Source organism: Burkholderia sp. WP9, assembly GCF_900104795.1.
Taxonomy (GTDB): domain Bacteria; phylum Pseudomonadota; class Gammaproteobacteria; order Burkholderiales; family Burkholderiaceae; genus Paraburkholderia.
On sequence record NZ_FNTG01000002.1, the window covers coordinates 2,471,392 to 2,496,360 of the forward strand.

Below are 24,969 nucleotides of genomic sequence, written 5' to 3' on the forward strand. Positions count from 1 at the left end.
GGGGCGCCGTCATCAAGGCCCATTCGAAAATTCGCTCAACTCGTGCCGCGCACCGCCGTTAACCTAGACGACATCCCACACCAATTCGACGAGACACGTCGCCTGCTACGCGAGTCACTCTTTCGAATCGTCAGGGTCCGGACTGCAAGCTTGCCAGTGTTGGCAACACCGCACTATGCGCGCCTGTGTTGCACGGCGTGCGATCCACAAAACAACCTCATGTTTTTTCAAAGACTCTGTACCGCATTCGTAGGGGCAATGCTGAGCGCAGCGGCAGTGTCGGTTTGCGATGCTCAATATTCGACCGGCTGGATCGCCAACACCCATGGCACGGGCACTACGCGAGTGGGCAACGTGGCCCGCTCGATGTGGGTCGCACCCGAAGGAGTGATCTACACATCGTCGATGTGGGATGAAAACGAAGGCGGCATTGCGATCTATCAGAACGCCCGGAACATCGGTTCGATCGGGGCACACGGCGAGTTTCAGGGCGGCGCGATCACCGGCAACTCGACCTCGCTATTCGCTGCGCTGCAGTTCAGCGCCACCTACGGTAGCGGCAAGGTTGGCCGATACAACCGGACCAGCCGTACGCGCGACCTGCTCATCACCGTCAGCGCGACGACCACCGAACGCCTTGCGGATGTCGTCACCGGACTCGCGACGTCTGGCTCGCTGCTATATGCGAGCGATTTCCCCGGCAATCGCGTGCGCGTATTTACGACGTCCGGAGTCTGGCTGCGCGATATCAGCGTGGCAGGGCCGGGCGCATTGGCGGTAGACGCAGCTGGAAACGTCTGGGTCGCACAACAGAGCCTGGGCACCGTGATCCAGTTCAGTCCAGGCGGGGAGCGCCGGAACACTATCCAGTTGCCGGCCAATGCGCGGCCCGCTTCGCTGTACTTCGATGCGACGAGCGACCAGCTATGGATCGGCGACGAAGGGCCGGATATGAACATCAAGATCTATGACCTGTCCGGCACGCCGTATTCCGCCGGGACGTTCGGTGTTCAAGGCGGCTTTCTCAGTACGGTGAATGGCATAAAAGGGCAGGTGGGCGACAAGCGCTTTACGCGCGTCACCGGCATTGGCAGGGATTCCGCGCGCAATCTCTACGTCCTGAACAATCCATGGGGAGGGTCATGGGACCTCGGCCGTAACGGCGGCACCGATATCCATGCATACGACGGGACCGGAGTTCTGCGCTGGCAGCTCCAATCGGTGAACTTCGAGGGCAACGCGGCTCCGGATCCGGCCACCGACGGGGCGATCTTCTACGGCGGAATGAATATCTATTCGGGTACCGTGGGTGGCACCTTGGTTGCCAACACAATCGACCCGATCACCTATCCGGCCGACCCCCGGATCAATCTTGCCGACCACGAACGTGGCGAACATTTCGCGCAGATCGCCAGCGTGAGAGGGCACCGGATACTCGTCGCCGCGAGTCAGAACCCCGATACCTTCTACTTTTTCCACTTCAACCCGGCGAGCGGCTACATTGCGATTCCTGATGGCGCGTTGCCGGGAACGGCCTTCGCTACGACGGCACGCGTGCGCAATGGCTTCTGTCTGGATAGCAAGGGCGATATCTGGGCGGGTCTCGACAAGACCAATGTCATTTCACACTACCCACTGACAGGTTTCGATTCGAGTGGCAAACCGGTCTGGGGCGCCGCGATCACGATGCCGATCCCGCGCACCATCTCGCAACTGACCCGGATCATCTTCCTGCCTGAAAGCGACACGATGATTCTCACGCAAGGGGCAACCGGCAGCACGGACTGGACTGCGGTGGGGCAGCGCGTCGAGGTGTATCACGGCTGGCTGGCCGGCAACAGGACCACGCCGAACCCGGTGATCAACATTACTGGCGCGAATCCGAAGTCGATTGTGGCCACCGGCAATTATCTGTTTATCGGCTACGTACATACCGTGCCTAACGTGGATGCGTTTAACCTCACGACCGGACAGCTCGACGTCACGCTCGTCAATAGCAATCCAAACATGGTCGACGTCGGCAACGACGCGGACTCGATGTATGGACTTCGTGCGTATCGGCGGTCGACGGGCGAATATGAAGTCACGAAGGACAACTACAACGACTCAAGCATCGTGGTGTATCGCTGGGTGCCGCCTGCTTCGACCGGGCCTGCGGCAAGCGCGGTGAGAACGGCGGTGGTGTCCCCATTCAGCGTCAATTGACGATGCACCCGAGTCGCCGCAACAGGGGCGATGGCTCAGCGCCCGGCGACGCCCGAGGTGATGATCTGGGGCGTGCTGACGGGCAATCCCGTCTAGCGGTTTCGGTTGCCCGCATTGGGGTCTGGATTGTTACACCATAGGAAATCCTGCAAAGAATTTAACTTGCGTCCCATGAACGGGTTGGGCGCCGCTGGCGGTCGGCGTGAAGCATCTATGGCGCCAAGATCATAATTGATAAAAATGTCAAATAAAGCGTGCCAAAACATCCGGAGTGCGCCACACGGGAGAAGCCGCCCAGCGACCTTCAGTGTAATTCGTTACAAATGTCAGTGATGATCAATCACGCAATAGTGATAATATCGTCACCAATGGAGTGAGCCTGTCCGCCCGTTTCAGGCGACATCCCGATACTGGCACACCCGATTTATTCACCAACACGTTGCCCTTATGACTCTGCATCAACGCCACGCCTTGCTATGGGGCGCGGTCGCCTTGATGGCTGGCGTCCTGCTTTGGATCTTGCGTCCGGTCCTCACGCCGTTCCTGCTTGGCGGGCTCATCGCATATGTCCTTCAACCGGGAGTGGAATGGCTGGTGCGCCATCGCACGCCACGCGGACTCGCCGCGCTCGTGATGATGCTCCTGTTTGGTTTGATGGCCACGTTGCTCGTTCTGCTCGTGTTTGCCGTGATCCATAAAGAGGGGCCCGAACTGATCGTGCGGATTCCTTCTCTGGCAGCCACACTCAACGCGTGGTTACAACCCAAACTGGCCCTGCTGGGCCTGAGCTATTCATTGGATTTGAGCCATGTCCACGAGATGTTAAGGACGCACCTCAAGGCGAGCGAACAAACCATCGCAGTGGCTGCGTGGCAGTCACTGCGCACGAGCGGCAACATGATGATTACTGTCGTGGGCAACATCGTGTTGGTGCCGCTCGTTCTGTTCTATCTGCTTTATGACAGGCACGAGGCATTTGCTCGCCTTGAAAGCTTCGTGCCGCGACCGTGGCTGGGCAAAATGCGCAGGTTCCTGACAGACATGGACCAGATGCTGTCGCAATACCTGCGCGGCCAACTGCTCGTAATGGGGGCGCTCGCTACGTTTTATCCAATCGCTTTGACGGTCGCAGGCTTCGAGATCGCGCTGCCCATTGGTCTCTTTACCGGGCTCGCCGTGTGCATTCCGTACATCGGATTCGCGACCGGACTGGCGCTCGCGCTTCTTGCCGCGCTGCTGCAATTCGGCAGTTGGTATGGCGTTGCCGCGGTGGTGGTCGTGTACGGCATTGGCCAGATTCTCGAAAGTTTCATCCTTACGCCACGCCTCGTCGGCGAACGCATTGGCCTGCATCCGCTCGCGGTGATTTTCGCCTTGCTCGCATTCGACCAGCTTTTCGGTTTCTTTGGGGTTCTGCTCGCGCTTCCAGCCAGCGCAATTCTGGCCGTAGGCCTGCGCGAACTCCGCGGCCGTTATCTGGCGAGCGCGTTTTACGGGGGATAGCAGGGCTTGATCAGCGGACGCGCGATTTTGCTCTGCCACGCTTGGTATCCGGCCTGCCCGTGGGTAACGGCAGGCGCGCAACTCTTTCCGCCTCCGCGCGCTTGAGTCCAAGCACCTGCAACACGACCGCCGCTACCCGTTCCGCGAAGTTCTGCTCGCCGAATCCAGACGCTTTTTGCCGCCGGGCCGCCGGCGTAACCAATGCGGCAAAGTGCAACTCGGCGGCGATCGCCGCGAAGATGATGCCCGTGACCGACACAACGCACACCAAATGGTCAGGGACGACAAAGCGCTCCGCGGAAATGCCTCTTTGGCTATCGCGCAGCAATCGTTGGCCGAGGCCCCAGCCCAGCGCATGCACAGACAATCCCTCGCGGATCAGCAGCCGCCCCCATACCGGCTCACGGCGTGCGCGCATCAATGTGTGCCGCACTGAGACGGCGACTATTTCGGCCGGGTCGGACAGGTCGCAGGCCAATTGGTCCAGTGTATCGGCGAATTCCTCGAACACCCATTCGACGAGTGCAGTGAAGATCCCTTCCTTCGACCCGAAGTGGTTGTAGAACGAGCCGAAACCGACGTCGGCGGCCTCGGTAATGTCGTTGATAGCCACCGAATCCATTCCTCTTTCCGCCATCAGCCTCAGTGCGGCGTCGAGCAAGCGGGTGCGGGTTTCGCGCTTGCGGCGGGTACTGCGCGGTTGGCGCCCTTCGACCGCTTGAGCCGGACCGCTCAAGGTCTGCACGCGCTGCCGGTTTCCACAGGGGTTCGCGATATCAGGCATCTCGACTCCAGGTCTTGGTATCGTCATATTTTAGAATTATACGTCATGATTGACAATATAATCAGTTATGGGTCTAATGTCACCTTAGCCAGAGAATCGGCAGCCGCGCAGACGAAATGAGAAGCGACGGTATCCACCCGCGTGCGATGACGAAGTATGAAGAGTTGCAAGCGGCTCGTATCAGAATGGGCGGATAGGAATGCCAAGTTAATGGCGTATGGAATCGTCCTTGACACATAGAGCAAAAGCATGTCGCCGGACGCGCCGTGTCTCCCTATGCCTCGCCTATTTTTCATTGCTGGACTATCACCTGCCTTGTGAACATCGTGAAACTATCCGGTCTTAACGCGCGGAATTTCGTGCGTCCCATCCTGTCTTCCATCGCCAGGCCACCGTTCAGAGAGCGTCTGCTCGTTGCGGCTTGTGGTGCAATTCTGCTCTCGGCTTGCCACCGCGGTGAAGTGGCGCCGCCGGAGCCCAAACCGGTTGTCGCGCTCGCAGTTCATCCCGACGCAAGCATTCCGACTGCCTCATTGCCGGCTCAAGTAGAGGCGCGCTACTCCACGCCACTGTCGTTCAGAGTTGGGGGCAAGGTTATCGAACGAAAGGTTCATCTCGGCGATACCGTCACGGCGGGGCAAATCGTTGCGCTGCTCGACCCCACCGATCTGCGCAATAACCTCGTCAATGCCCGCGCGCAACTGGACGCCGCCGAACATCGTCTCGTGTACGCCAGGCAGCAGCGCGATCGCGATCAGGCTCAGATCCAGGCACACCTGATTGCACCGGCGCAGATGGAACAGACCGAAGACGCGTACGCTACCGCGCTTGCGCAGCGCGATTCGGCCCTCGCGCAAATGGCGCTCGCCTCCGACCACCTGCGCTACGCCACGCTCACCGCGGATCACGACGGCGTCATTAAGTCGGAGGATGCGGACACCGGCCAGAACGTCCAGGCGGATCAGGCGGTTTATCACATCGACTGGACGGGCAGCATGGACATCGTCTGCGACGCACCGGAGCGGGCGCTTGGCGCGATAGCCGTCGGCAGCAAGGCGCGCGTGAGCCTGTCCGCGCTGCCCGGCAAAAGCTTCGAGGCGACCGTGCGCGAGGTATCGCCCGCCGCCGACCTGCAAAGCCGCACGTGGCGCGTGAAACTCACGCTAGCCGCGCCGAGCGCGGAAGTCCGCGTCGGCATGACGGCCAATGTCACATTCGATGCCGCCAGCGGCGTGCCGGAGGCGGCGCCGTTCGCACTGCCTGTGACGGCGCTTTTCCACAAAGGCGAGAACCCCGCTGTATGGGTGGTGCGCGCCGGCAGCGACACTCTCGAACTGCGCGTCGTCAGCCTCGTGCGCTACGACGCGCGGACCGTCTCCGTCAGTGGCGGCCTTCACGAAGGCGACCGCGTCGTGATGCAAGGCGTTCATGCGGTGAGCGCGAACCAGCACGTGCAGGTCGTGGCTCCGCTCCATCCGGAGGATTTTTCGTCATGAACGCCCGCGACCGTGAAGCCGCGCGCGACAGCGCGCCCGTCATCCCGCCTGACGCCGAGGCACGCAGCGAAGGCGGTTTCAATCTGTCCGCGTGGGCGTTGCGCCATCAGCAGCTCGTGATATTTCTGATCGGGCTTGCGACGCTGTTCGGCGTGATCGGCTACACGAAGCTTGCCCAGTCGGAAGACCCGCCGTTCACGTTCCGCACCATGGTGGTCAAGACCTACTGGCCGGGTGCGACTGCCCGCGAGGTGCAGGAACAGATCACGGACCGGATCGGCCGGCAGTTGCAGGCCGCGCCGTACGTCGACAACATCAAGAGCTACTCGCGGCCCGGCGAGTCGATGATTTTCTTCGCAATGAAGGATTCGGCGCCGGTCAAGGAAGTGCCCGAAACCTGGTACCAGGTGCGCAAGAAAGTGGGCGACATTGCCGCGACCCTGCCCAAGGGAACGGTTGGACCGTTTTTCAACGACGAGTTCGGCGACGTCTACACGAACATTTATGCGCTCGAAGGCGACGGCTATACGCCCGCGCAACTGCACGGCTACGCGGATCAGTTGCGCGCGGTCCTTCTGCGTGTGCCTGGTGTCGCCAAGGTCGACTACTTTGGCGATCCTGACCAGCACATCTTCGTCGAAATATCGAATGCGCAACTGACTCGGCTCTCAATCACGCCGCAGCAGCTCGCGCAGGCCATCGACGCACAGAACACGGTGACGCCGGTCGGCACCATCACGACGGCGGACGACCGGGTGTTCGTGCGCCCGAGCGGTGCGTTCAAGGACGTGCAGGCGCTTGCGGACACGCTCCTCACCGTGAACAAACGCGAGTTCCGGCTGGGCGACATCGCAAAGATCACGCGTGGCTACGACGATCCGCGCGTCACCGAGATGCGTGTTGGTGGGCAGGCGGTGCTCGGCATTGGCGTGACGATGCAAAAGGGCGGCGACGTGGTCAGCCTCGGCAAAGCGCTTGACGCGACAACCGCCGAACTGCAAGCCGCCATGCCGGCGGGACTCAAGCTGGCTCCCGTCTCGAGCATGCCTCACGCGGTTAAGCACTCAGTGGACGAGTTCGTCAGGTCGGTCGCCGAAGCGGTAGCGATCGTGCTGGTCGTGAGCCTGGTTTCGCTCGGCCTGCGCACCGGCATGGTCGTCGTGATCTCGATTCCGATCGTGCTCGCCGTGACGGCGCTGTGCATGCATGTGTTCAACATCGGGCTGGACCAGGTATCCCTTGGCACACTCGTGCTCGCGCTGGGGCTGCTCGTCGACGACGCGATCATTGCCGTCGAAACGATGGCCGTGAAGCTGGAGCAGGGGTGGACTCGCACGCGCGCGGCGGCCTTTGCGTACACGAGTACGGCATTTCCCATGCTGACCGGCACGCTCGTGACGGTATCGGGCTTCCTGCCGATCGCACTCGCGAAATCGAGCACGGGAGAATACACGCGGTCGATTTTCGAAGTGTCCGCCATTGCGCTGATCGTGTCCTGGTTCGCGGCTGTCGTGCTGGTCCCATTGCTGGGCTTTCACATGCTGCCCGAGCGCAAGGGCCAAGGCGGCGGCCAGCATCACGAGCACGACGTTTACAACACCGGCTTCTACCAGCGCCTTTCAGGCTGGGTATCGTGGTGTATCGACCGTCGTTGGGCCGTGCTTGGCGTTACCGGGGTGCTTTTTGTGATCGCGATGGCAGCGTTCACGCGCGTGCCGCAACAGTTCTTTCCGAACTCGGAACGCCCCGAGCTGCTCGTCGACCTGCGGCTGCCGGAAGGCGCTTCGTTCGAGGCGACGCTGCGTGAAACGAAGCGCCTCGAATCGGCGCTCAACGGCAAGCGCGAGATCGACCACTTCGTCGACTTCGTGGGCACCGGCGCGCCGCGCTTTTATTTGCCGCTCGATCAGCAGCTCCAGCAGCCCAACTTCGCGCAATTCGTGGTCACCGCGAAGAGCGTCGAAGATCGCGACGAGTTGATGCGCTGGCTCGATGCAAAACTCGAGAAGGATTTCTCCGGCGTGCGTGCGCGTGTGGCGCGGCTCGAGAATGGTCCGCCGGTGGGTTTCCCGATCAAGTTCCGGGTGAGCGGCAGCGATATCGCGACCGTGCGCTCCATTGCCGAAACGGTAGCCGACAAGGCCCGTGCCGATTTCCGCACGCGCAACGTCCAGTTCGATTGGGACGAGCCGGCAGAACGGTCGATCTCGTTCGAAGTCGATCAGATCCGGGCGCGCCAGCTCGGTGTGACGTCGGAGGACGTATCGAACTTCCTGGCCATGACGCTCTCGGGCTACACGGTCACGCAATTTCGCGAGCGGGACAAGCTGATCAACGTCGATCTGCGTGCGCCCAAGGGCGAGCGCGTCGATCCCTCGAAGCTCACCAGCCTCGCGGTGCCGACTCCGAACGGTCCGGTTCCGCTGGGTTCCCTCGGACACATCAAGGACACGCTCGAATACGGTGTGATCTGGCAGCGCGACCGGCAGCCGACGATCACGGTGCAGGCCGACATTCGGGGCGACGCGCAGGGTATCGACGTGACCCGCGATATCGAGCACGCACTTGCCGGCGAGCAAGCCAGATTGCCGGTGGGTTATCGCATCGAAGTGGGCGGCGCGGTTGAAGAAAGCGTGAAAGGCCAGACCTCGATCAACGCCGAGATGCCGCTCATGATCATCGCCGTTCTGACCTTGTTGATGATCCAGCTAAAGAGCTTCTCGCGGACCTTTATCGTCGTGTTGACCGCACCGCTCGGGCTGATCGGCGTCGTGGCTGCGCTGCTGCTGTTCGGCAAGCCCTTCGGCTTTGTCGCGTTGCTCGGCGTGATCGCCATGTTCGGCATCATCATGCGCAACTCCGTGATCCTGGTCGATCAGATCGATCAGGACATCGCGGCGGGGCATGGGCGCTTCGACGCGATTGTCGGTGCGACCGTGCGGCGCTTCCGCCCGATCATGCTGACGGCCGCCGCCGCCGTGCTCGCCTTGATTCCGCTGCTGCGCTCGGCGTTTTTCGGGCCCATGGCGACCGCGTTGATGGGCGGGATCACGATCGCCACCTTACTGACGGTGTTCTTCCTGCCGGCTCTCTACGCGACGTGCTTCAGGGTCCAGCGCGACGAACGCGGGATGCAGCCGGTCGTCGTCGAGCACACGGAGATTTGAAGATGAAGTTTGCCCATAAGACATCCGTTGTCGCCGTCGCTATGGCGCTCGCGCTAACGGCTTGCTCGTTCGGCCCCGGCGGCGAACCCCCAGTGATGCCTTCGCCAACGCATTACGGCGCGCAGGCGCAGGCGTCCGGGACGGTCGTGGCAAATGGCGTCGCGCAGCAGTTCGATATCGGTTCGACGGCAGTGCCGCAATGGTGGCGGCTGTACCGGTCGGACGCGCTCGATGCGCTGGTCGAGGAAGGTCTGCGCAACAGCCCGACGCTTGCGGCGACGCAGCGCACGCTTTCGGCCGCACAAGAGGAATTGCGCGCGCAGGTCGGTTCGTCCACGCTGCCTTCGATCGACGCCGCCGCGCAGATCGAGCGGGCGCGTTCACCGGTCGTGCCCGGCATTGGTCCAACCGAGGTCCGGTACAACTTTTTCGCCGGGCAGATTCAGGCGCATTACACCTTCGACCTTTTCGGTGCGACGCGCTACGCCAACGCGGCGGCTGCCGCCCGTGTGAACGTGCAGGGCTATGAACTCGAAGCGGCCCGGCGTGCGCTCGCCGCGAACATCGTCGGCACGGCGATCGATGTGGCGGCGCTCGATCGTCAGATCGCTCTCACCGAACGGCTCATTGCCGTGGCGAGCGAAACGGCGAATGAGGACCAGCAACGCTACACGCTCGGATCGCTCACGCACGTGCAGGCGCTGAACTCGAAGGACGACGCGGAGTCGATCGCGGCCAGTCTGCCGCCCTTGCGGCAGCAGTGCGCCACAGCCGTCCACGCGCTGGCGGTGCTGATGGGGCGTACGCCGGACGACGCACCGGCCGTTCCCGACCTCGACAGCCTGTCTTTGCCCGACCACGTGCCGGTCGCCGTGCCATCGGATCTTTTGCGTTCGCGCCCTGACATTCTGGCGGCCGACGCCGCAGTGAAAGCGGCTGCGGCCGACGTCGGCGCCGCGACCGCGCAGCTCTTTCCGAGCCTGTCATTGACAGCCGCGATGGGCCGCGGTGGCTTTAGCTGGCCGATGCTGCTCTCAGGCGCGGGCGGACTGTGGGCGATCGGGGCGGGTCTGTCGCAACCGATCTTTCATGGTGGGGCGTTGTTGGCGCAGCGCAGGGCCTCGATCGAGTCATACGACGCCGCGGTTCTCCATTACAAGTCGACGGTTCTGTCGGCATTCAAGGATGTCGCGGATTCGCTTGCCGCGCTGGAGAACGACGCGCAGGCGCTGGCGTCTACCGAACGAGCGGCGCAGGCAGCCCGTGCGGCCTTCGACGAAACCGCGTCGCGCGCCCGCCTCGGTTCCCTGCCGTCCACGGCGCAGCATGCCAGCGAGCAGCGATTTCTCACTGCGCAGCTGGGCGCCGTGCGCGCCGGAAGCCAGCGCATGACCGATACCGTCACACTGTTCCAGGCGATGGGCGAATTGCCGTCTGCTCAGCAGCACGTGACGTCAAAAGAGTGACGCGTCCCGGCATGGAACATCGGAACCTGATTGCCTGCCACGAATGTGACCTCCTTTTCCGCAAGCCGCCGCGCCTGGGTGGGTTGGTTGCACGGTGTCAGCGGTGCGGTGCGGGTTTCAAAGGACTGCATCGCAGTGGTCCGTCGCTCGAGACGATCTGCGCTTTGACCGTCGCTGCGTTGATTACTTTTGTGATTGCGCAGGCGTTCCCGGTACTACGGCTGGAGACAAACGGGATCGGCTCGCAGACCACGCTGTTTGGTGCAGTGCAATCGCTGTGGGGCGAACACATGCGTGTCGTCGCATGCATGGTGTTCTGTTCGTCGATGCTGTTTCCGCTGACGGAGTTGCTCGCCGTTCTTTACCTGCTGGTTCCCGTTCTGATGGGTAAACGGCCGTCCGGCTTCAATCGGGTCATTCGCCTCATTCAATTCGTTCGACCGTGGGGAATGATCGAGGTATTCATGCTCGGGGTGTTCATCACGATCGTGAAAATGGTAAGCATCGCGCAGGTGATTCCGGGGCCGGGCCTGTTTGCATTCGGCGCATTGACCGTGATGCTGGCTATCGTTGCCGCGTTCGACCCTGCCGTGTTGTGGGAGGTTTGCGACGAAATGAAAATTCGTCGGCGCGCCGACATTGCCCGGTCGAGCGTGAGTGACAGCCGCGTTGTGCCGGGTGACACCTCCGGCTCGCCGGAAACAGGAGCCACGGGTGATGTCTCGGCAAGACATGCAGGACTTCTCGCGTGTCATACCTGCGGCCTGGTTCAGACGGCAATCGCGCATCAGCCGCATCAGCACTGTTCGCGTTGTGACTCGCTGCTGCACGAGCGCCGTCCGCACAGTGTGACGCGTTCGCTGAGTCTGCTTGTCGCCGCAGCGATCGTCTATATTCCGGCGAATCTTTTGCCGATCATGCATGCCTCGTCGCTCGGCCGCTCAGAGGACGACACGATTCTCGGCGGCGTCGGCTACTTCTGGAGCTCGGGAGACTGGCCGCTCGCGGTCGTTATCTTCGTGGCGAGCGTCATGGTGCCAATGCTCAAACTCACGGTTCTCGCACTGCTGACCTTGACTGCTCGCCGGGGTTCGGACTGGCGCCCGCTCGAACGCGCGAAGCTGTTTCGTATTGTCGAGCGGGTTGGCCGGTGGTCGATGCTCGATGTCTTCGTTGTTGCACTCACGGTTGCCCTGGTGCACTTCGGCTCCTTTGCCTTCGTTACCGCGGGTCCGGGCGCGCTCGCTTTCGGGGCGGTCGTGATCCTCACCATGCTGGCATCGCATCAGTTCGACCCACGGCTCACCTGGGACAACGTCCGTCGCGCACAACCGCATTCCGAGGACGTCGAATCCGCACGGGTTCGTAGCTCCGTCGCCCCCATAAACTGAAATCAGCAACACTATTCTCTAGCGATGCATCTTCCTGATCTACCCCTTCCCGACATCAAACCACGAAAACGCTGGCTTCCCTCGTTGATCTGGTTGGTCCCCCTGATCTCGGCGTTGATCGGCATTGCGCTGGTAGCCCGATCCATTTCCGAAAAGGGGCCAGTGGTCACGGTTTCGTTCAATAACGCAGACGGAATGGAGGCAGGCAAAACGAAGGTCAAGTACAAGGATGTCGAAATCGGCTCCGTTCAGGCCATTACGCTGACGAAAAACCTCCAGCAAGTGATGGTAAAAATTCAACTCACCAGGGAGGCAGAAAAATTCGCGACACAAGGCACGCGTTTCTGGGTGGTCCGCCCGCGCGTGGGGGCCAACGGCATTTCGGGCCTCGGTACTTTGCTTTCCGGTGCGTACATCGGCGTCGACATCGGGCAATCGTCAGAGCGACGGACGGAGTTTGTCGGACTCGAGAATCCTCCCATCGTCACCAGCGGCCAACCGGGGCACCAGTACACGCTGCGAGGGGATTCGTTGGGGTCGGTCGATATTGGTGCACCTGTCTTTTACCGTCGTGTGCAGGTGGGCCAGGTGGTCGGCTTTTCACTCGACCCGCACGGCTCGGGCGTGATCGTGAACGTCTTCGTCAATGCGCCATTCGATCAGTATGTCGGGACGAACACTCGCTGGTGGCATGCGAGCGGTGTCGATCTTCGGCTCGACTCGAGCGGGCTCAAGATCAACACGCAGTCACTGGCCACAGTGGTCGTGGGAGGTCTCGCGTTTCAGTCACCGCCGGGTCAGGACGCCGGACAACAGGCCGCTGACAAGGCGGTGTTTCGACTCGCGGCGGACGAGTCGGACGCGATGCGCGAGCCGGACGGACAACCACTCAATGTGGTGATGCGATTCAACCAGTCGCTGCGCGGATTGTCCGTTGGCGCACCTGTGGACCTGCGCGGCATTGCATTGGGTCAGGTGACGGAGATTGGTATTGAATACAGCGAAATGGACAAGAGTTTCAGCATGAAGGTCTCGATGGCACTTTATCCCGACCGGCTCAGCCGGCGCAGCAGGGAGGCGCTACCGGCCCCCAACACGCCAGGTGGGCATGAGCTGCTTCAGCACCTCGTGATGGAAGGGTTGCGTGGCCAGTTGCGAACCGGCAACCTTTTGACCGGGCAACTCTATGTGGCGCTGGACATGTTCCCGAAAGCCCCGCGTGCGACCGTGGATGTGCATCAGAACCCGATCGAATTGCCGACCGTGCCTAACACGCTTGACGAACTGCAGGTGCAGATCGCGGACATTGCCAGGAAACTGAACCAGGTGCCGTTCGACAAGATCGGCGCCAACCTGAATGGCGCGCTGGAAAATGCCAACAAGCTGTTCGGTCATCTGGATACGGAGGTTGTTCCACAGGCTCGGGATACGTTGGCGGCAGCGCAGCGGACGTTCGGAACCGCTGAGGCGACGCTTCAGCAGGCGGCGCCGTTGCAATCGGATGTGCAGTATGCGATGCAGGAACTGACCCGTACGCTGCAGTCTCTCAACGCACTCGCGGATTATCTGGAACGTCATCCCCAGGCGCTTCTGTTCGGCAAGAAAGGAGACCGGCCGTGACTCTGCTTCAGTCTTATTCGCTGCGCGCTTTCGTTCGTGTGGCGGCGGCAATCAGTCTCGCTGCTCTGGCGGCGTGTGGTTCTCCGCCGAGCCGGTTCTACACGCTCGACGCCGGCGGCGGTTTGCCCACGGCGGATCGCACGGCAAGCCCCGCCGTTCTGATCGATATGCGGCCCGTTACAGTGCCTTCCGCGCTGGCGAGGAGCCAATTTGTCGTTCAGGTGAATGCCACTCAGGTCAAGGTGCTGGAGCACGATCGCTGGGCGTCGCCGCTGCCGGATGAAATCCGCACCGCAGTGCTGGCAATGGTGACCCGGCAGTCGGGTGCGCTCGACGTGCACGGGATGGCGCGCACGGACGAGGTTCCGCTGTACCGCATTTCGGTGCAAGTGCAGCGCTTTGAGACGTGGCCTGGGTCGCACGTACTGATTGAAGCTGTATGGAGCATACAGCCGTCAAATGGTCAGGAAACGATGACCTGCCACAGCATAGCCAGCCAGCCGGTCTCAGCTGGCTATGATGCGATCGCAGATGGGCATCGGCAGGCGTTGCAACGAATCTCTACGCAGATTGCGCGGGGCCTCCGCGAGCTTGGCATGACATCAGCATTGCACGGGAGCCGGCAAGCGGTGACACGCCCGGCATCCTGCCCGTTGATGGCCTATGCTGAAGCGGGGATCGGGGTGACCCGACGCCCCTGACAGTCCTTTTTCGCGTCCGCCTTATTCCGCCTCGACTTCCGCTTCGATGAGCGGCAACGCCCGCGTCGAAATCTTCTCAGCCTCCGCGCGCTTGAGCCCGAGTGTTTGCAAAAGCGTTGCTGCCGTACGCTCGGCAAAGTGTTCCCCGCTGAAGCCGAGTTCGTCGAGCAGCGCTGCCGCCGGCGCGCCAGGCGCGACGAAATTCAACTCGGCTGCGATTGCGGCAAGCACCGTACCACCCACCGAAAGAAAGCCGATGAAGGGGTCAGCGACCACGAAGCGCTTGGCGGCGATGCCATTTCCAATGTCCCGCAATAGCCGCTGGCCCAACCCACGGCTCAGGATGTGCGCCGAAAAACCTTCGCGTATCAGGAAACGTCCCCAGACGGGATCGCGCCGCGCTCGCATCAAGGTGTGGCGCATGGAGACGGAGATCACTTCCGCCGGATCGGACAGGCCGCCGGTGAGGCGATCGAGCATGTCGCCGAACTCCTCGAACACGTTGTCGACGAGCGTCGCGTAGATGGCTTCTTTCGACTCGAAGTGGTTGTAGAACGAACCGAAGCCCACGTCGGCGGCCTCGGTGATTTCGTTGATTGCAACGCCCTCCATGCCCTTGTCCGACATGAGCCTGAGCGCTGCGTCGAGGAGGCGCGCGCGCGTCTCACGTTTGCGGCGCGCTCCGCGCGGTTCGCGCTCCTCGGGAACTGGAGCCGGGGAATCGGAAGCCGCGGAAACGCGGGTCACACGGCCGGCGCGCTTAGGTGCAGGCCGGTTCAAAGAGTTCGCCATGACGAGTTCCAGTCTTTGCTCATGCCCAAGTATAGATTGAAATGTCTCTATTGACAAAACTATCATCTATGACTTTAATGTCACAAAAGCGTGCGGCGACGCCAGATAAACAAATAGACAGACGGAGTGACAGTGGAGACAGGAGCAATCAACACTACCGGGCCGTTCGGCCCGCGCAACCCGGCTCAGCCGTCGGCGCATGAGGTCGACCGTGCTGGGCCTGTTCGGCAGCGTGAATTCGCTCGGCAGCCTGAATGCCGATCCGAAGTTCGTTACGTCGAGTCTCATCGGCACGCGCCGGCTTTCAAAGCCGAATACGGCCATTCAAACCGTTTGATTTCCGTCCTGCCATGAAACAGACCACCGTACAGCCGGCCCGTCATCCCAATCCCACGACGAAAGCCTCGGCATTGACCTACCTGATATTCGATCGGCCGGATCTTGTGAAGGCCGAGGCATTTCTCAGTGATTTCGGTCTACGAACCGTGTTGCGCAATGAAGAGCTTGTTTTGTTGCGAGGAACCGGCGCATCGCATTTTTGCTATGTGATCCAAAGGGCGCCGAAATCCCGGTTCGTCGGCCTTGGGCTGCAGGTCGACACCAAGGCCGAGCTCGATGCACTTGCAAGGCTGCCTGGCGCATCTGCGGTCGAACGATCGCAGTTGCCGGGCGGCGGCTATACCGTGCGGCTGACTGACCCTTCCGGTTTTCGCGTCGATGCGATATGGGATCAGGCGCCGGCTTCAGCGCTATTTCATCGGCCACCGTTGCCGTTCAATTCCGTGGACGCGGCCGTGCGCATTAACGGAACACAGCGGCCACCCGAATGTGCGCCGGAATCATCCGGCTTGGACATGTGGTGCTAGAACTCGTCGACTATCAGGAAACCTGCGCGTGGTACACGCAGCACTTCGGCTTCATTCCAAGCGACGTGCAGGTACTTCCCGATGGTTCCCCCGTCGTTGCGTTCATGCGGCTCGATCTTGGCGAACGGCCGGCCGATCACCATACGCTAGCGCTTGCACAAGGCTTTGTACCGACCTACAGCCATAGTGCGTACGAAGTCGTTGACGCTGACGCAATTGGCATGGGGCAGCGCGTGTTGCGCGACAAGGGCTGGACGCACGCGTGGGGGATCGGCCGGCATATCCTGGGTAGTCAGATTTTCGACTACTGGCAAGACCCGTGGGGCGACAAGCACGAACACTATTGCGACGGCGATCTTTTTACAGCCGACACGCCCGTGGGCGTGCATGCGGTGAGTCGCGAAGCGATGGCGCAGTGGGGACCGGCAATGCCACGCAGCTTCACCAAACCAAAATTCACGCCCGCGAGCATCGTGGCGCTCGTCAAGAACCTGCGTCGCAGCCCCGACCTGACGCTCTCCAAACTTCGCAGGCTGGCAAAGATTTTCGCCTGAACCAATCCATTCCATAAGATCCGGAGATCTAACCATGGCACTTCACGTTCTGCATTACAGGCATCATGGCCGTCCCCAATGGGGCGTCGTCGTCAACGGCGCGATCACGCCGATTCCGGGCGACTTCAAGACGACCGCTGAGTTTATCGAAGCCAATCCGGTCGAGCGGCTGTTCATGCTGAGCGGTCCCACGATTCCCGAATCGGAAGTGCAGTGGTTGTCGCCCGTGACAGCCAATCAGCAATTCATCTGTCAAGGCGCGAATTACCGCCAGCATATGATCGAGTCCGGACTGGATCCGGATGTGAAGAAATTCAACATGATCTTCACGAAAGCAACAAGCTGCATTGTCCCAGCCGACTCACCCGTGGTTAAACCGAAAGAGGTGCGGTTCCTCGACTACGAGATCGAACTCGGGCTCGTGCTCAGACGCGACATCAACTCGCGCGAAATGGTCTCTGACGCAAACCTGCATGACTATATAGCCGGCGTCGTGATCGTCAACGACTACTCCGCGCGCGACATCCAGATTCCTCAGATGCAGTTCTACAAGGGCAAGAGCTATCGCACGTTCGGCCCGGTGGGTCCTTACCTTTGCTTGCTGGAGGAACAGGATATTCCAAAGCTGAAAGAGTTCGTGCTGACGCTCATGGTGAACGGAACGGTCCGGCAGAGCGATTCCACGGCGGGCCTTGTCTATGGTCCGGCCGAGACGCTAACCGAGCTTTCCGCCGTTCACGACCTGCACGCCGGCGACCTGCTCGCCACCGGCACACCTTCGGGCTGTGCGCTGAGCATTCCGTCGCCCGAAAAGCAGCGCGCCGCAGCGCAACTGCCCGAAGCAGAAAAGTGGCGTCTTTTTCTGAAGATGCAGGAGGACAGGCCGCAGTACCTGCAGGCGGGGGATCTCGTGGAGGCGCATATCGTCAGCAGCGACGGTTCCATCAATCTGGGCGTGCAGCGTAACTTCGTTGTTGACGAGGCAGCATGACAGGCGTCGCGAACATGGACGATGTCCAGGCTATCGAAACGCAGGCGCGGTTGGCGGACCTGCCGTCGAGTACCTACGAGATGATCTGTCGGGGCGCCGCCATCAATCCATCGGCACCCGCGCTCTCGTTCTTTGCAACGGCCGACGAGTACCGGAACGGCGAGTGCTGGACCTATGGCCAACTGGTGCGCGACATCACGCGAACCGCGAACCTGTTTTCGCGGCTGGGAGTACAGCGCGACTCAGTTGTCGCCTATGTACTGCCCAACCTTCCGGAGACGCACTTTGTGATCTGGGGCGGCGAGGCGGCGGGGATCGTGTGCGCGATCAACCCGCTGCTTGAAGGGGAGGCCATCGGCGACCTGCTTAATGCTTCGGGCGCCAGTGTGCTCGTCACACTGGCACCGTTTCCTGGGGTCGATCTCTGGCAAAAAGTGCAAACCGTGCTGCATACAGTGTCTTCCCTCAAGCATCTTGTGCTCGTCAATCTGGCCGACCGGATGCCGCGCGAAAAGCGTTCCGCGGCCCGAACGCTGCAGCGTGATGAGTCTTCAAGATTGCATGGACGTGGCGGCATTCATAGTGCCGTTCCTTCGCATATTTGCGTTCACGATTTCGGCACCGCGATAGCCAGTGAAGACGGCGATGTGCTCAGCAGCGTGGTTGAAATCGGTGTCGAGGATGTATCGTCGTTGTTCTGCACGGGCGGCACCACCGGACTGCCGAAGATTGCGATTCGACGGCACGGCAACGAGGTGGCCAATGCGTGGAGTGCGGGGCAATTCCTTGGCGAAAGCGTTGGTCCGGGGAAAACGATTTTTTGCGGATTGCCGCTCTTCCACGTCAATGCCGTGCTGGTGACGGGTCTGCTGGCGTTCTCGCGTGGTGCCCACGTCGTGCTCGGTACTCCGCAAGGCTATCGAGGCGACGGCGTTGTAAATCGTTTCTGGGAAATTGTCGAGCATTACCGCATCAACTTCTTTAGCGGGGTCCCGACACTTTATGGGTCTCTGCTGGACGTTCCCGTTGGCGCGCACGATATCAGTTCGCTCGAGTATGGACTGTGTGGCGCCGCCCCCATGCCGGTGGAACTGCTTCGCACGTTCCAGAATCGTACCGGCGTAAGAATCCTTGAAGGCTACGGCCTCACGGAAGGCACCTGCGTCAGCAGCGTCAACCCTCCGCTTGGCGAGCGCAGGGCCGGTTCGATTGGGCTTCGTTTGCCCGGTCAGGCAATGAAGGCAGTCGTGGTCGACGAAAACGGCCGCTACGTACGGGATTGCGTGGCGGATGAGGTCGGCCAACTGATTATCTCCGGGCCAAACGTGTTCGCTGGCTATATGCGAACGGACCAGAACAGTGGCATCTGGATGGAAGGCGGTGACAGCGCGCACTGGCTCAACACCGGCGATCTCGGACGCTCCGATCCCGACGGGTACTTCTGGCTCACCGGCCGGAAGAAAGAACTGATTATCCGAGGGGGGCACAACATCGACCCGGCGGCGATCGAAGAACCACTGCATCGTCATCCCGCGGTACAGATCGCAGCAGCGATAGGGCGCCCGGACATGCACGCCGGCGAATTGCCGGTTGCCTATGTCCAGTTGAAGCCTGGCACCACCGCAACCGAAGCCGAATTGGCCGAGTTCCTGCGCCGCGAGATAAACGAACGTGCCGCACTGCCAAAGGGCATACGGATCGTGGATGCGATACCTCTGACGGGCGTTGGCAAGATATTCAAGCCCGCACTGAAGCGCCGTGAAATGACGGACGCGATGCGGTCGGCCCTCGCGGAAGCGGGCGTCGAGGACGCAACCGTTAGTCTGATTGATGACACCTCACGCGGGGTTTCACTGCACGTCGAACTTTCAGACCCGACGTTGGAAGTATTGGCGACTTCCGTGCTGGGGCGTTTTCCGTTCGCATTTTCGATCTCGGTCTCCGCACGGGATTAGAACTTAATCAGAGGGCCGCGTGGCGATGCCGCGATTCGATGGAATTACGGTGTTGGTAAGTTAGTAAACCTAATTTGTGATAGGGGCGATGATAAGGGCTGTATTAAACAGGGAAGGAGAAGAACCCGCCAATCAGGAAATTGCAAAGGTCACACCAATAATCCATAAAAATTTTTAGACAAAGGGACAGGAGAAGAGACATGGAAAATTGCAAACGAGCCTTCAGATCGGTCGGTATCGCAGCATGCATCTGCTTGGCCGGCTTGATCGGCAACGCCAATGCGCAGTCGGCCGGAAGCGTGACACTGTCGACAGGATGGCTTCACATTGCACCGCAGGGTGATGCAACACCGCTGACCGTGGAAAGCGTCGGCGGCGTAGCGGTGAATCGCCAGTTGACCGGCAGCGGGGCGCATGCCAGTTCAACCAATACGGTGGGCATCACCACCGAGTACTACGTCACGGACAGCATCGGTGTCGCAGTGTTGTTCGGACTGCCATTGAAGGTAAATCTGATTGGCGACGGCACGCTGCAGAAGTATGGCAACCTGGGTTCCACGAGACCGATGCCGCCCGCGATCGAGCTTCGATACCACCTTTTCTCAGCCGAATCGAAATTCCGCCCATTCGCCGCATTAGGCGTGAACTACACGTGGTTCACCCAGGTTCGGACGACCAATAGCCAGTTCGTGACCGATAGCGTGGGTCCAGGCGGTTCGGCACACGCCACGCTCAGTTCATCGTGGAATCCGGTGTTCGAAATCGGGGCAAATTACGCGATTACGAAGCACTGGTCCGTCGGAACCACTGTCAACTATATGCCGGTGAAAACTAATCTGGTGTTGTACGGACAGACAGCGACTGGAACGCAGATCGTGTCCAGATCGACGCTTCGGCTCGATCCCCTTAGCGTCTTCGTGAACGTCGCCTATACGTTTTAATGAGTACAGACCTTTGACTCCCAGCGTGACATGACCGCGCCAGTCAGAGCCGCTCACATGTTCACGCAAGCTTGCCGTTCAGGCGTTCATGCCGCCGCTTGTGCAATAAGTTCTTTTTGGATCGAATATGAAACGACAGGTCCTCAAGACCATTCTTTTTGCGTTGCCCAAGCTCCTTGAGTTGACGGCACGCCGGTTTCCCGCCTATCGTGAACGCCTGAAGCAGCGCGATCTGGTCGTTTCGATCGGGCTCATGGACGGAAGTATCAATCGGCTCATCGAGTTCAAGAATGGCCACATTCGGTCGCGTGCCGGCAATCATCGGCGCTCCGACGTGCGCATGGCTTTCAAGGATGTCGCCACCGCGCTGAAGTTCTTTTCCCCCAAGCCGGACCAGGGCGAGATTATCCACGCCGCCAAGAACTTCAAAGTGGTGACCGAAGGCGAGGACGAACTGCTGGTTTGGGTCATGCAAACCCTGAGCATGATGCAGACCATCGGTTTGCCGATGGGCACGCGGATGCGCGACGGTACGCGCCGCTACACCACGTGCACAAACGGCGGCCCGCTGTTCGTCTACGTCAACCGTGGCCGCGTCGTCCGGGTCACGCCCATCGATCTCGACAGCACCGACGCGCCGAGTTGGGTAATCGAAGCGCGTGGACGCCGCTTCAGTCCGCCACGGCGTGGACTGGTCGCGCCCCACGCGTTGACGCTCAAGTCGCTCGTCTATTCGGACAAGCGCATCCTTCATCCCATGAAGCGAGTCGACTTCGATCCTGACGGCGAACGCAATCCGCAAAACCGCGGCAAGTCCGGCTATGTACGTATCAGTTGGGAGGAGGCGCTGGACATTGTCGCCAAAGAAATCAACCGGCAGAAGCGCGTTCATGGACCAGGTTCGATTACGTTCCCGCTGTCGTCCCACCACCAGTGGGGGAACGTGGGCTATTACCTCAGCGCGCTGACGCGTTTTGCCAACCTGATCGGTTTCACCCGGGTCGCCGCGAACCCCGACAGCTGGGAAGGCTGGTACTGGGGCGCGATGCATCATTTCGGCAATTCGATGCGGATCGGCGTTCCATCCGGCTATGGCGGTGTCGAGGATTGCCTGAAGGAAGCTGACATGATCGTCTTCTGGTCCTGCGATCCCGAAAGCACCAATGGCGCCTATGCGGGATTCGAGGGAACGCCGCGACGCCTCTGGGCCAAGGAACTCGGCATTGAGTTCGTGCATATCGACCCGCACTGCAATCCCACCGCGCAATTACTCGGCGGGCGATGGATTCCGGTCCGACCGCAAACCGACGCCGCACTCGCTACCGCCATCATGTACGTGTGGGCCGTGGAAAACCTGTACGACAAGGATTACGTCGCTACCCGCACGACCGGGTTTGACGAGTGGAAAGCCTACCTTCTCGGCGAAACCGACGGCGTTGCCAGAACGCCCGAGTGGCAGGAAAGCGAGACCGGCGTGCCCGCCAAGGACGTCCGCGCGCTTGCGCGCCGCTGGGGGAACAGGAAGGTCCATCTGGCTGTCGGGATGACCGGTGCGGGATTCGGTGGTGCGGGCCGAGGCGCGACGGGAGCCCAATGGGCACGCTGCATGATCATGATGATGGCGATGCAGGGCTGGGGTAAGCCGGGCGTGAATTTCGGCTGCCTTGAAGCGGGTGTTCCTCACGACCTCCATTTCTATTTCCCCGGCTACGCTGACGGCGGCATTTCCGGCGACCTGGCGTGGACCGCCAACGCGGTGAACAATTACCAGCGCATGCCGCATATCCTGACCATGAATCCCGTCAAGCAGATGGTGCCGCGGCAGCAACTTCCCGATGCCATCGTCAACGGTCATGCCACAGGCTACCTGTGGGACGGCATGTCGCAGGAAGCCCAGTTCGCGCCGTTTACCTATCCCATGCCCGGGTATTCGCCGATCCACATGATCTACCGTTACGGCGGATCCGCCTTCAGCACGGTGACGAATTCCGGACGCTGGGCCGACGCCTACCGACACTCGAGTATCGAGTTCGTGGTCAATCAGTCCATCTGGATGGAGGGTGAGGCTCAGTTTGCCGACATCATCCTGCCTGCCTGCACTTCTCTGGAGCGCTGGGACATCGGGGAATGGTCGAATTCCGGCGGCTACGCACATCATGGCTACAGCACGGTCAATCATCGCATCATGACGCTCCAGCACAAGTGCATCGAGCCTTTGGGCGAGTCGCGTTCCGACTACGACATCTTCACCGCGATCCTGACCCGGTTGGGCCTGGGCGCCGTGTTCACCGAGGGCTGCAGTGAGCTTGACTGGGTCAAGCGCGTCTTCGACTCGTCGGATCTGCCGGATCATATTTCGTGGCGCCAGTTCTGCCGCAAGGGTTATTTTGTCGTGCCACCCGAGAAGCCCGAATTGCGCCATCCGGTGGACATGCGTTGGTTCGCGGAGGGCCGGCGCAAAGACCTGCAGGAACCCCACCCGTTGCCGTCGCAGTTCGCCGAAAAATTCGGCTCGGGTCTGCAAACGCCCAGCGGCAAACTGGAGTTCGTACCCGAGTTGCTCAAGCGGCACACGGCAGACAATCCCGAACGGCCGGCGCTCAATCGCTACATTCCGTCGTGGGAGGGAATGCGTTCCGAACTCGCCGACCGGTATCCACTCCAGTTGATTGCCACGCACAGTCGTTACAGCTTCCATACCCATTGCGACGGCAAAAATTCCTCGGTGAACAGCATTGATGACCATCGCGCGCTGATCGGCGGCCACCGCTTCTGGCTGCTCAGGCTGAGTGTGGCGGACGCGGTGCTGCGAGGCATCGCCCATCGCGATCTGGTCAAGGTTTACAACAACAGGGGCGCTGTGATCTGTGCCGCCGACGTCTCGCCGCTGGTCAACGCGGGCGTTGTCAAGTCATACGAGGCGAGTGCCGAATTCAGACTGATTGAAATTGACGGCGAGCGCGTCGAGATCGGCGGCTGCATGAATATGCTGACCCCCGACCGGTCTCAAACCGCCGGCACGAGCAGCATGAGTCCCAACTCGTGTCTGGTGCAGGTCGAAAAGTGGAAATCCGCCGAGGCGTTCATGCTCGGTCGTGCAGCGTGAGGAGCATGGAATGAGCAAGTGGAATCTGATTGTCAAGGTCGGGCAGTGCGAGAACTGCCAGAACTGCGTCATCGCCGCCCGGGACGAGCATGTCGGAAACGACTTTCCCGGTTATGCCGCGCCCGCGTCGGCCAATGCAGAGAGCGTCGTGCGCATCCTGCGCCGTGTTCAGGGCGACGCCCATATGGTCGAGACCACGTATCTGCCGGTCATGTGCAACCACTGCGACGACGCGCCGTGCATGCGGGTGGGCGGCGATGCGATTCGCAAGCGCGCCGACGGCATCGTCATCATTGACCCGGACAAGGCGCGGGGTCGCAAAGACATCGTGAAGTCGTGCCCGTACAAGGCAATCGTCTGGAACGAAGAGCTTCAATTGCCACAGACCTGGATCTTCGATGCGCATCTGCTCGATCAGGGCTGGTCCCGGCCGCGCTGTCAGCAGTCCTGCCCCACCGACGTATTTGAGACCGTCAAGCTGGATGACGCAACAATGGAGGAGAAGGCCCGGCGCGAGGGGCTGAAGGTGTTGAGGCCGAATCTCGGCACGAAGCCTCGCGTATGGTATAGCGGCCTCGAGCGCTGGGAAACCTGCTTCATTGGAGGAAGCGTCAGCGTGCAGATGGAAGACGTGACGGAGTGCGTCGCGGATGCAGTCGTCACGTTGTACGTCGGTGACGAGAAGGTGGGCGAGACCGTTTCGGACTACTTTGGCGATTTCCGCTTCGGTGGGCTTGCCAAGGGAAGTGGCCTCTATCGGGTCGAAATCCATCATGACGCCGGTAACGCCCGGCGTAATTGCGAACTGGACGAAAGCGCTTACCTGGGCGAGATCAGGCTCGCCCAGTCGACAACCGGCGTGGGAGTCGCGTGATCATGAGCACCGCAACACAGCTGCTTTGCCCAAGACCGGCGGATCCTATCTGGCTGGGATACGACAGAACGCGATGCCCCGACCGGGAAAAGGCGAGGATCTGGTCCGGCCTACGAGAGAGCTCCAGATAGGATCCGCTTTGGGGGTCAGCCCAAGCTGACATCAATGCGGCGTGGTTTTGCTTCCTCCCGACGCGGGATGGTCAGCCTCAGCACGCCATCTTTCAGGTTAGCCTCGATCCGCGACGTGTCGAAATCATCGCTAACGGCAAACTGTCGCGAAAAGTGGGGGGCGCGTATCTCGGCGTGGGAGAGACGCAGGTTTGCCGGGGTAGGCACAGCCGACTGAGCTTCGATGGTCAGGCTCCCGCCATGGACGTTCACATCGAGCCGTTCCCTGGTGACGCCAGGCAAGTCAGCCAGTAGCGTCACACCATGACTGTCCTCGAAAATGTCGACCGCTGGTGTCAGCGTTAGCCGGCGGGTCTCGTCTGCGGCGCTGCGGCTTGCTGGATCGGTCTCGCGCTGTGCAATTTGCGTGGTGTCGCTCATCGTGTC

Annotated in this window: 17 protein-coding genes and 1 pseudogene; 15 read left to right on the plus strand and 3 right to left on the minus strand. The window is 60.9% G+C overall.

Annotation, left to right across the window (positions count from 1 at the left end; genetic code table 11):
- The first annotated feature begins 258 nt into the window (after positions 1-258).
- Together BLW71_RS32205 and BLW71_RS32210 are read left to right on the plus strand one after the other, a co-directional pair.
- Positions 259-2,205, plus strand: coding sequence for an SMP-30/gluconolactonase/LRE family protein (locus tag BLW71_RS32205; protein ID WP_286162170.1), 1,947 nt, complete (start codon positions 259-261; stop codon positions 2,203-2,205).
- Positions 2,206-2,652: 447 nt separating this feature from the next.
- Positions 2,653-3,708: an AI-2E family transporter gene (locus tag BLW71_RS32210; RefSeq protein WP_177205150.1), complete on the plus strand. Its 1,056-nt coding sequence runs from the start codon at positions 2,653-2,655 to the stop codon at positions 3,706-3,708.
- Between the two features lie 10 nt (positions 3,709-3,718).
- On the opposite strand, the gene BLW71_RS32215 is transcribed toward BLW71_RS32210, so the two are convergent.
- Positions 3,719-4,492 (minus strand): TetR/AcrR family transcriptional regulator, encoded by a 774-nt coding sequence (locus BLW71_RS32215; protein ID WP_091806855.1) that lies wholly within the window; start codon positions 4,490-4,492, stop codon positions 3,719-3,721.
- Between the two features lie 326 nt (positions 4,493-4,818).
- On the opposite strand from BLW71_RS32215, the gene BLW71_RS32220 reads away from it, so the two are divergent.
- Genes BLW71_RS32220 through BLW71_RS32245 form a run of 6 tightly spaced genes read left to right on the plus strand, consistent with a single transcriptional unit; the run spans position 4,819 to position 14,333 of the window.
- Positions 4,819-5,988: an efflux RND transporter periplasmic adaptor subunit gene (locus BLW71_RS32220; RefSeq protein ID WP_091809124.1), complete on the plus strand. Its 1,170-nt coding sequence runs from the start codon at positions 4,819-4,821 to the stop codon at positions 5,986-5,988.
- Positions 5,985-9,155 (plus strand): efflux RND transporter permease subunit, encoded by a 3,171-nt coding sequence (locus BLW71_RS32225; RefSeq protein ID WP_091806857.1) that lies wholly within the window; start codon positions 5,985-5,987, stop codon positions 9,153-9,155. Before BLW71_RS32220 ends, BLW71_RS32225 begins: the two co-directional genes overlap by 4 nt.
- 2 nt (positions 9,156-9,157) lie before the next feature.
- Positions 9,158-10,621 carry an efflux transporter outer membrane subunit gene (locus BLW71_RS32230; RefSeq protein WP_091806860.1) on the plus strand — a complete coding sequence of 488 codons (1,464 nt, stop codon included), beginning with the start codon at positions 9,158-9,160 and terminating at the stop codon, positions 10,619-10,621.
- 11 nt (positions 10,622-10,632) lie between these two features.
- Positions 10,633-12,012 carry a paraquat-inducible protein A gene (locus BLW71_RS32235; protein ID WP_091806863.1) on the plus strand — a complete coding sequence of 460 codons (1,380 nt, stop codon included), beginning with the start codon at positions 10,633-10,635 and terminating at the stop codon, positions 12,010-12,012.
- A gap of 24 nt (positions 12,013-12,036) precedes the next feature.
- Complete coding sequence (locus tag BLW71_RS32240; protein ID WP_091806865.1) at positions 12,037-13,632, plus strand: PqiB family protein; 1,596 nt, start codon at positions 12,037-12,039, stop codon at positions 13,630-13,632.
- Entirely contained in the window at positions 13,629-14,333 is a 705-nt protein-coding gene (locus tag BLW71_RS32245; RefSeq protein WP_091806868.1) for a PqiC family protein, read from the plus strand. The genes BLW71_RS32240 and BLW71_RS32245 overlap by 4 nt, the downstream gene beginning before the upstream one ends.
- 21 nt (positions 14,334-14,354) lie before the next feature.
- Here BLW71_RS32245 and BLW71_RS32250 read toward each other — a convergent pair whose 3' ends face one another.
- Positions 14,355-15,125 carry a TetR/AcrR family transcriptional regulator gene (locus BLW71_RS32250; protein WP_091806870.1) on the minus strand — a complete coding sequence of 257 codons (771 nt, stop codon included), beginning with the start codon at positions 15,123-15,125 and terminating at the stop codon, positions 14,355-14,357.
- A gap of 199 nt (positions 15,126-15,324) precedes the next feature.
- On the opposite strand from BLW71_RS32250, the gene BLW71_RS41810 reads away from it, so the two are divergent.
- The 7 genes and pseudogenes from BLW71_RS41810 (at position 15,325) to BLW71_RS32280 (ending at position 24,412) form a co-directional block, all read left to right on the plus strand.
- Positions 15,325-15,462, plus strand: coding sequence for a hypothetical protein (locus tag BLW71_RS41810; RefSeq protein ID WP_177205102.1), 138 nt, complete (start codon positions 15,325-15,327; stop codon positions 15,460-15,462).
- A gap of 13 nt (positions 15,463-15,475) precedes the next feature.
- Positions 15,476-16,545 (plus strand): annotated as a pseudogene (locus tag BLW71_RS32255) (VOC family protein).
- Between the two features lie 34 nt (positions 16,546-16,579).
- A complete protein-coding gene (locus tag BLW71_RS32260) occupies positions 16,580-17,536 on the plus strand; it encodes a fumarylacetoacetate hydrolase family protein (RefSeq protein ID WP_091806872.1) in 957 nt (318 codons plus the stop codon).
- Entirely contained in the window at positions 17,533-19,491 is a 1,959-nt protein-coding gene (locus BLW71_RS32265) for an acyl-CoA synthetase (RefSeq protein WP_091806874.1), read from the plus strand. Before BLW71_RS32260 ends, BLW71_RS32265 begins: the two co-directional genes overlap by 4 nt.
- Before the next feature lie 200 nt (positions 19,492-19,691).
- A complete protein-coding gene (locus tag BLW71_RS32270; protein ID WP_091806876.1) occupies positions 19,692-20,432 on the plus strand; it encodes an OmpW/AlkL family protein in 741 nt (246 codons plus the stop codon).
- A gap of 127 nt (positions 20,433-20,559) precedes the next feature.
- Complete coding sequence (locus tag BLW71_RS32275) at positions 20,560-23,538, plus strand: molybdopterin-dependent oxidoreductase (RefSeq protein ID WP_091806878.1); 2,979 nt, start codon at positions 20,560-20,562, stop codon at positions 23,536-23,538.
- A gap of 10 nt (positions 23,539-23,548) precedes the next feature.
- A complete protein-coding gene (locus tag BLW71_RS32280; RefSeq protein WP_091806880.1) occupies positions 23,549-24,412 on the plus strand; it encodes a 4Fe-4S dicluster domain-containing protein in 864 nt (287 codons plus the stop codon).
- Between the two features lie 146 nt (positions 24,413-24,558).
- On the opposite strand, the gene BLW71_RS32285 is transcribed toward BLW71_RS32280, so the two are convergent.
- Entirely contained in the window at positions 24,559-24,963 is a 405-nt protein-coding gene (locus tag BLW71_RS32285) for an Hsp20/alpha crystallin family protein (protein ID WP_091806882.1), read from the minus strand.
- Positions 24,964-24,969: the final 6 nt, after the last annotated feature.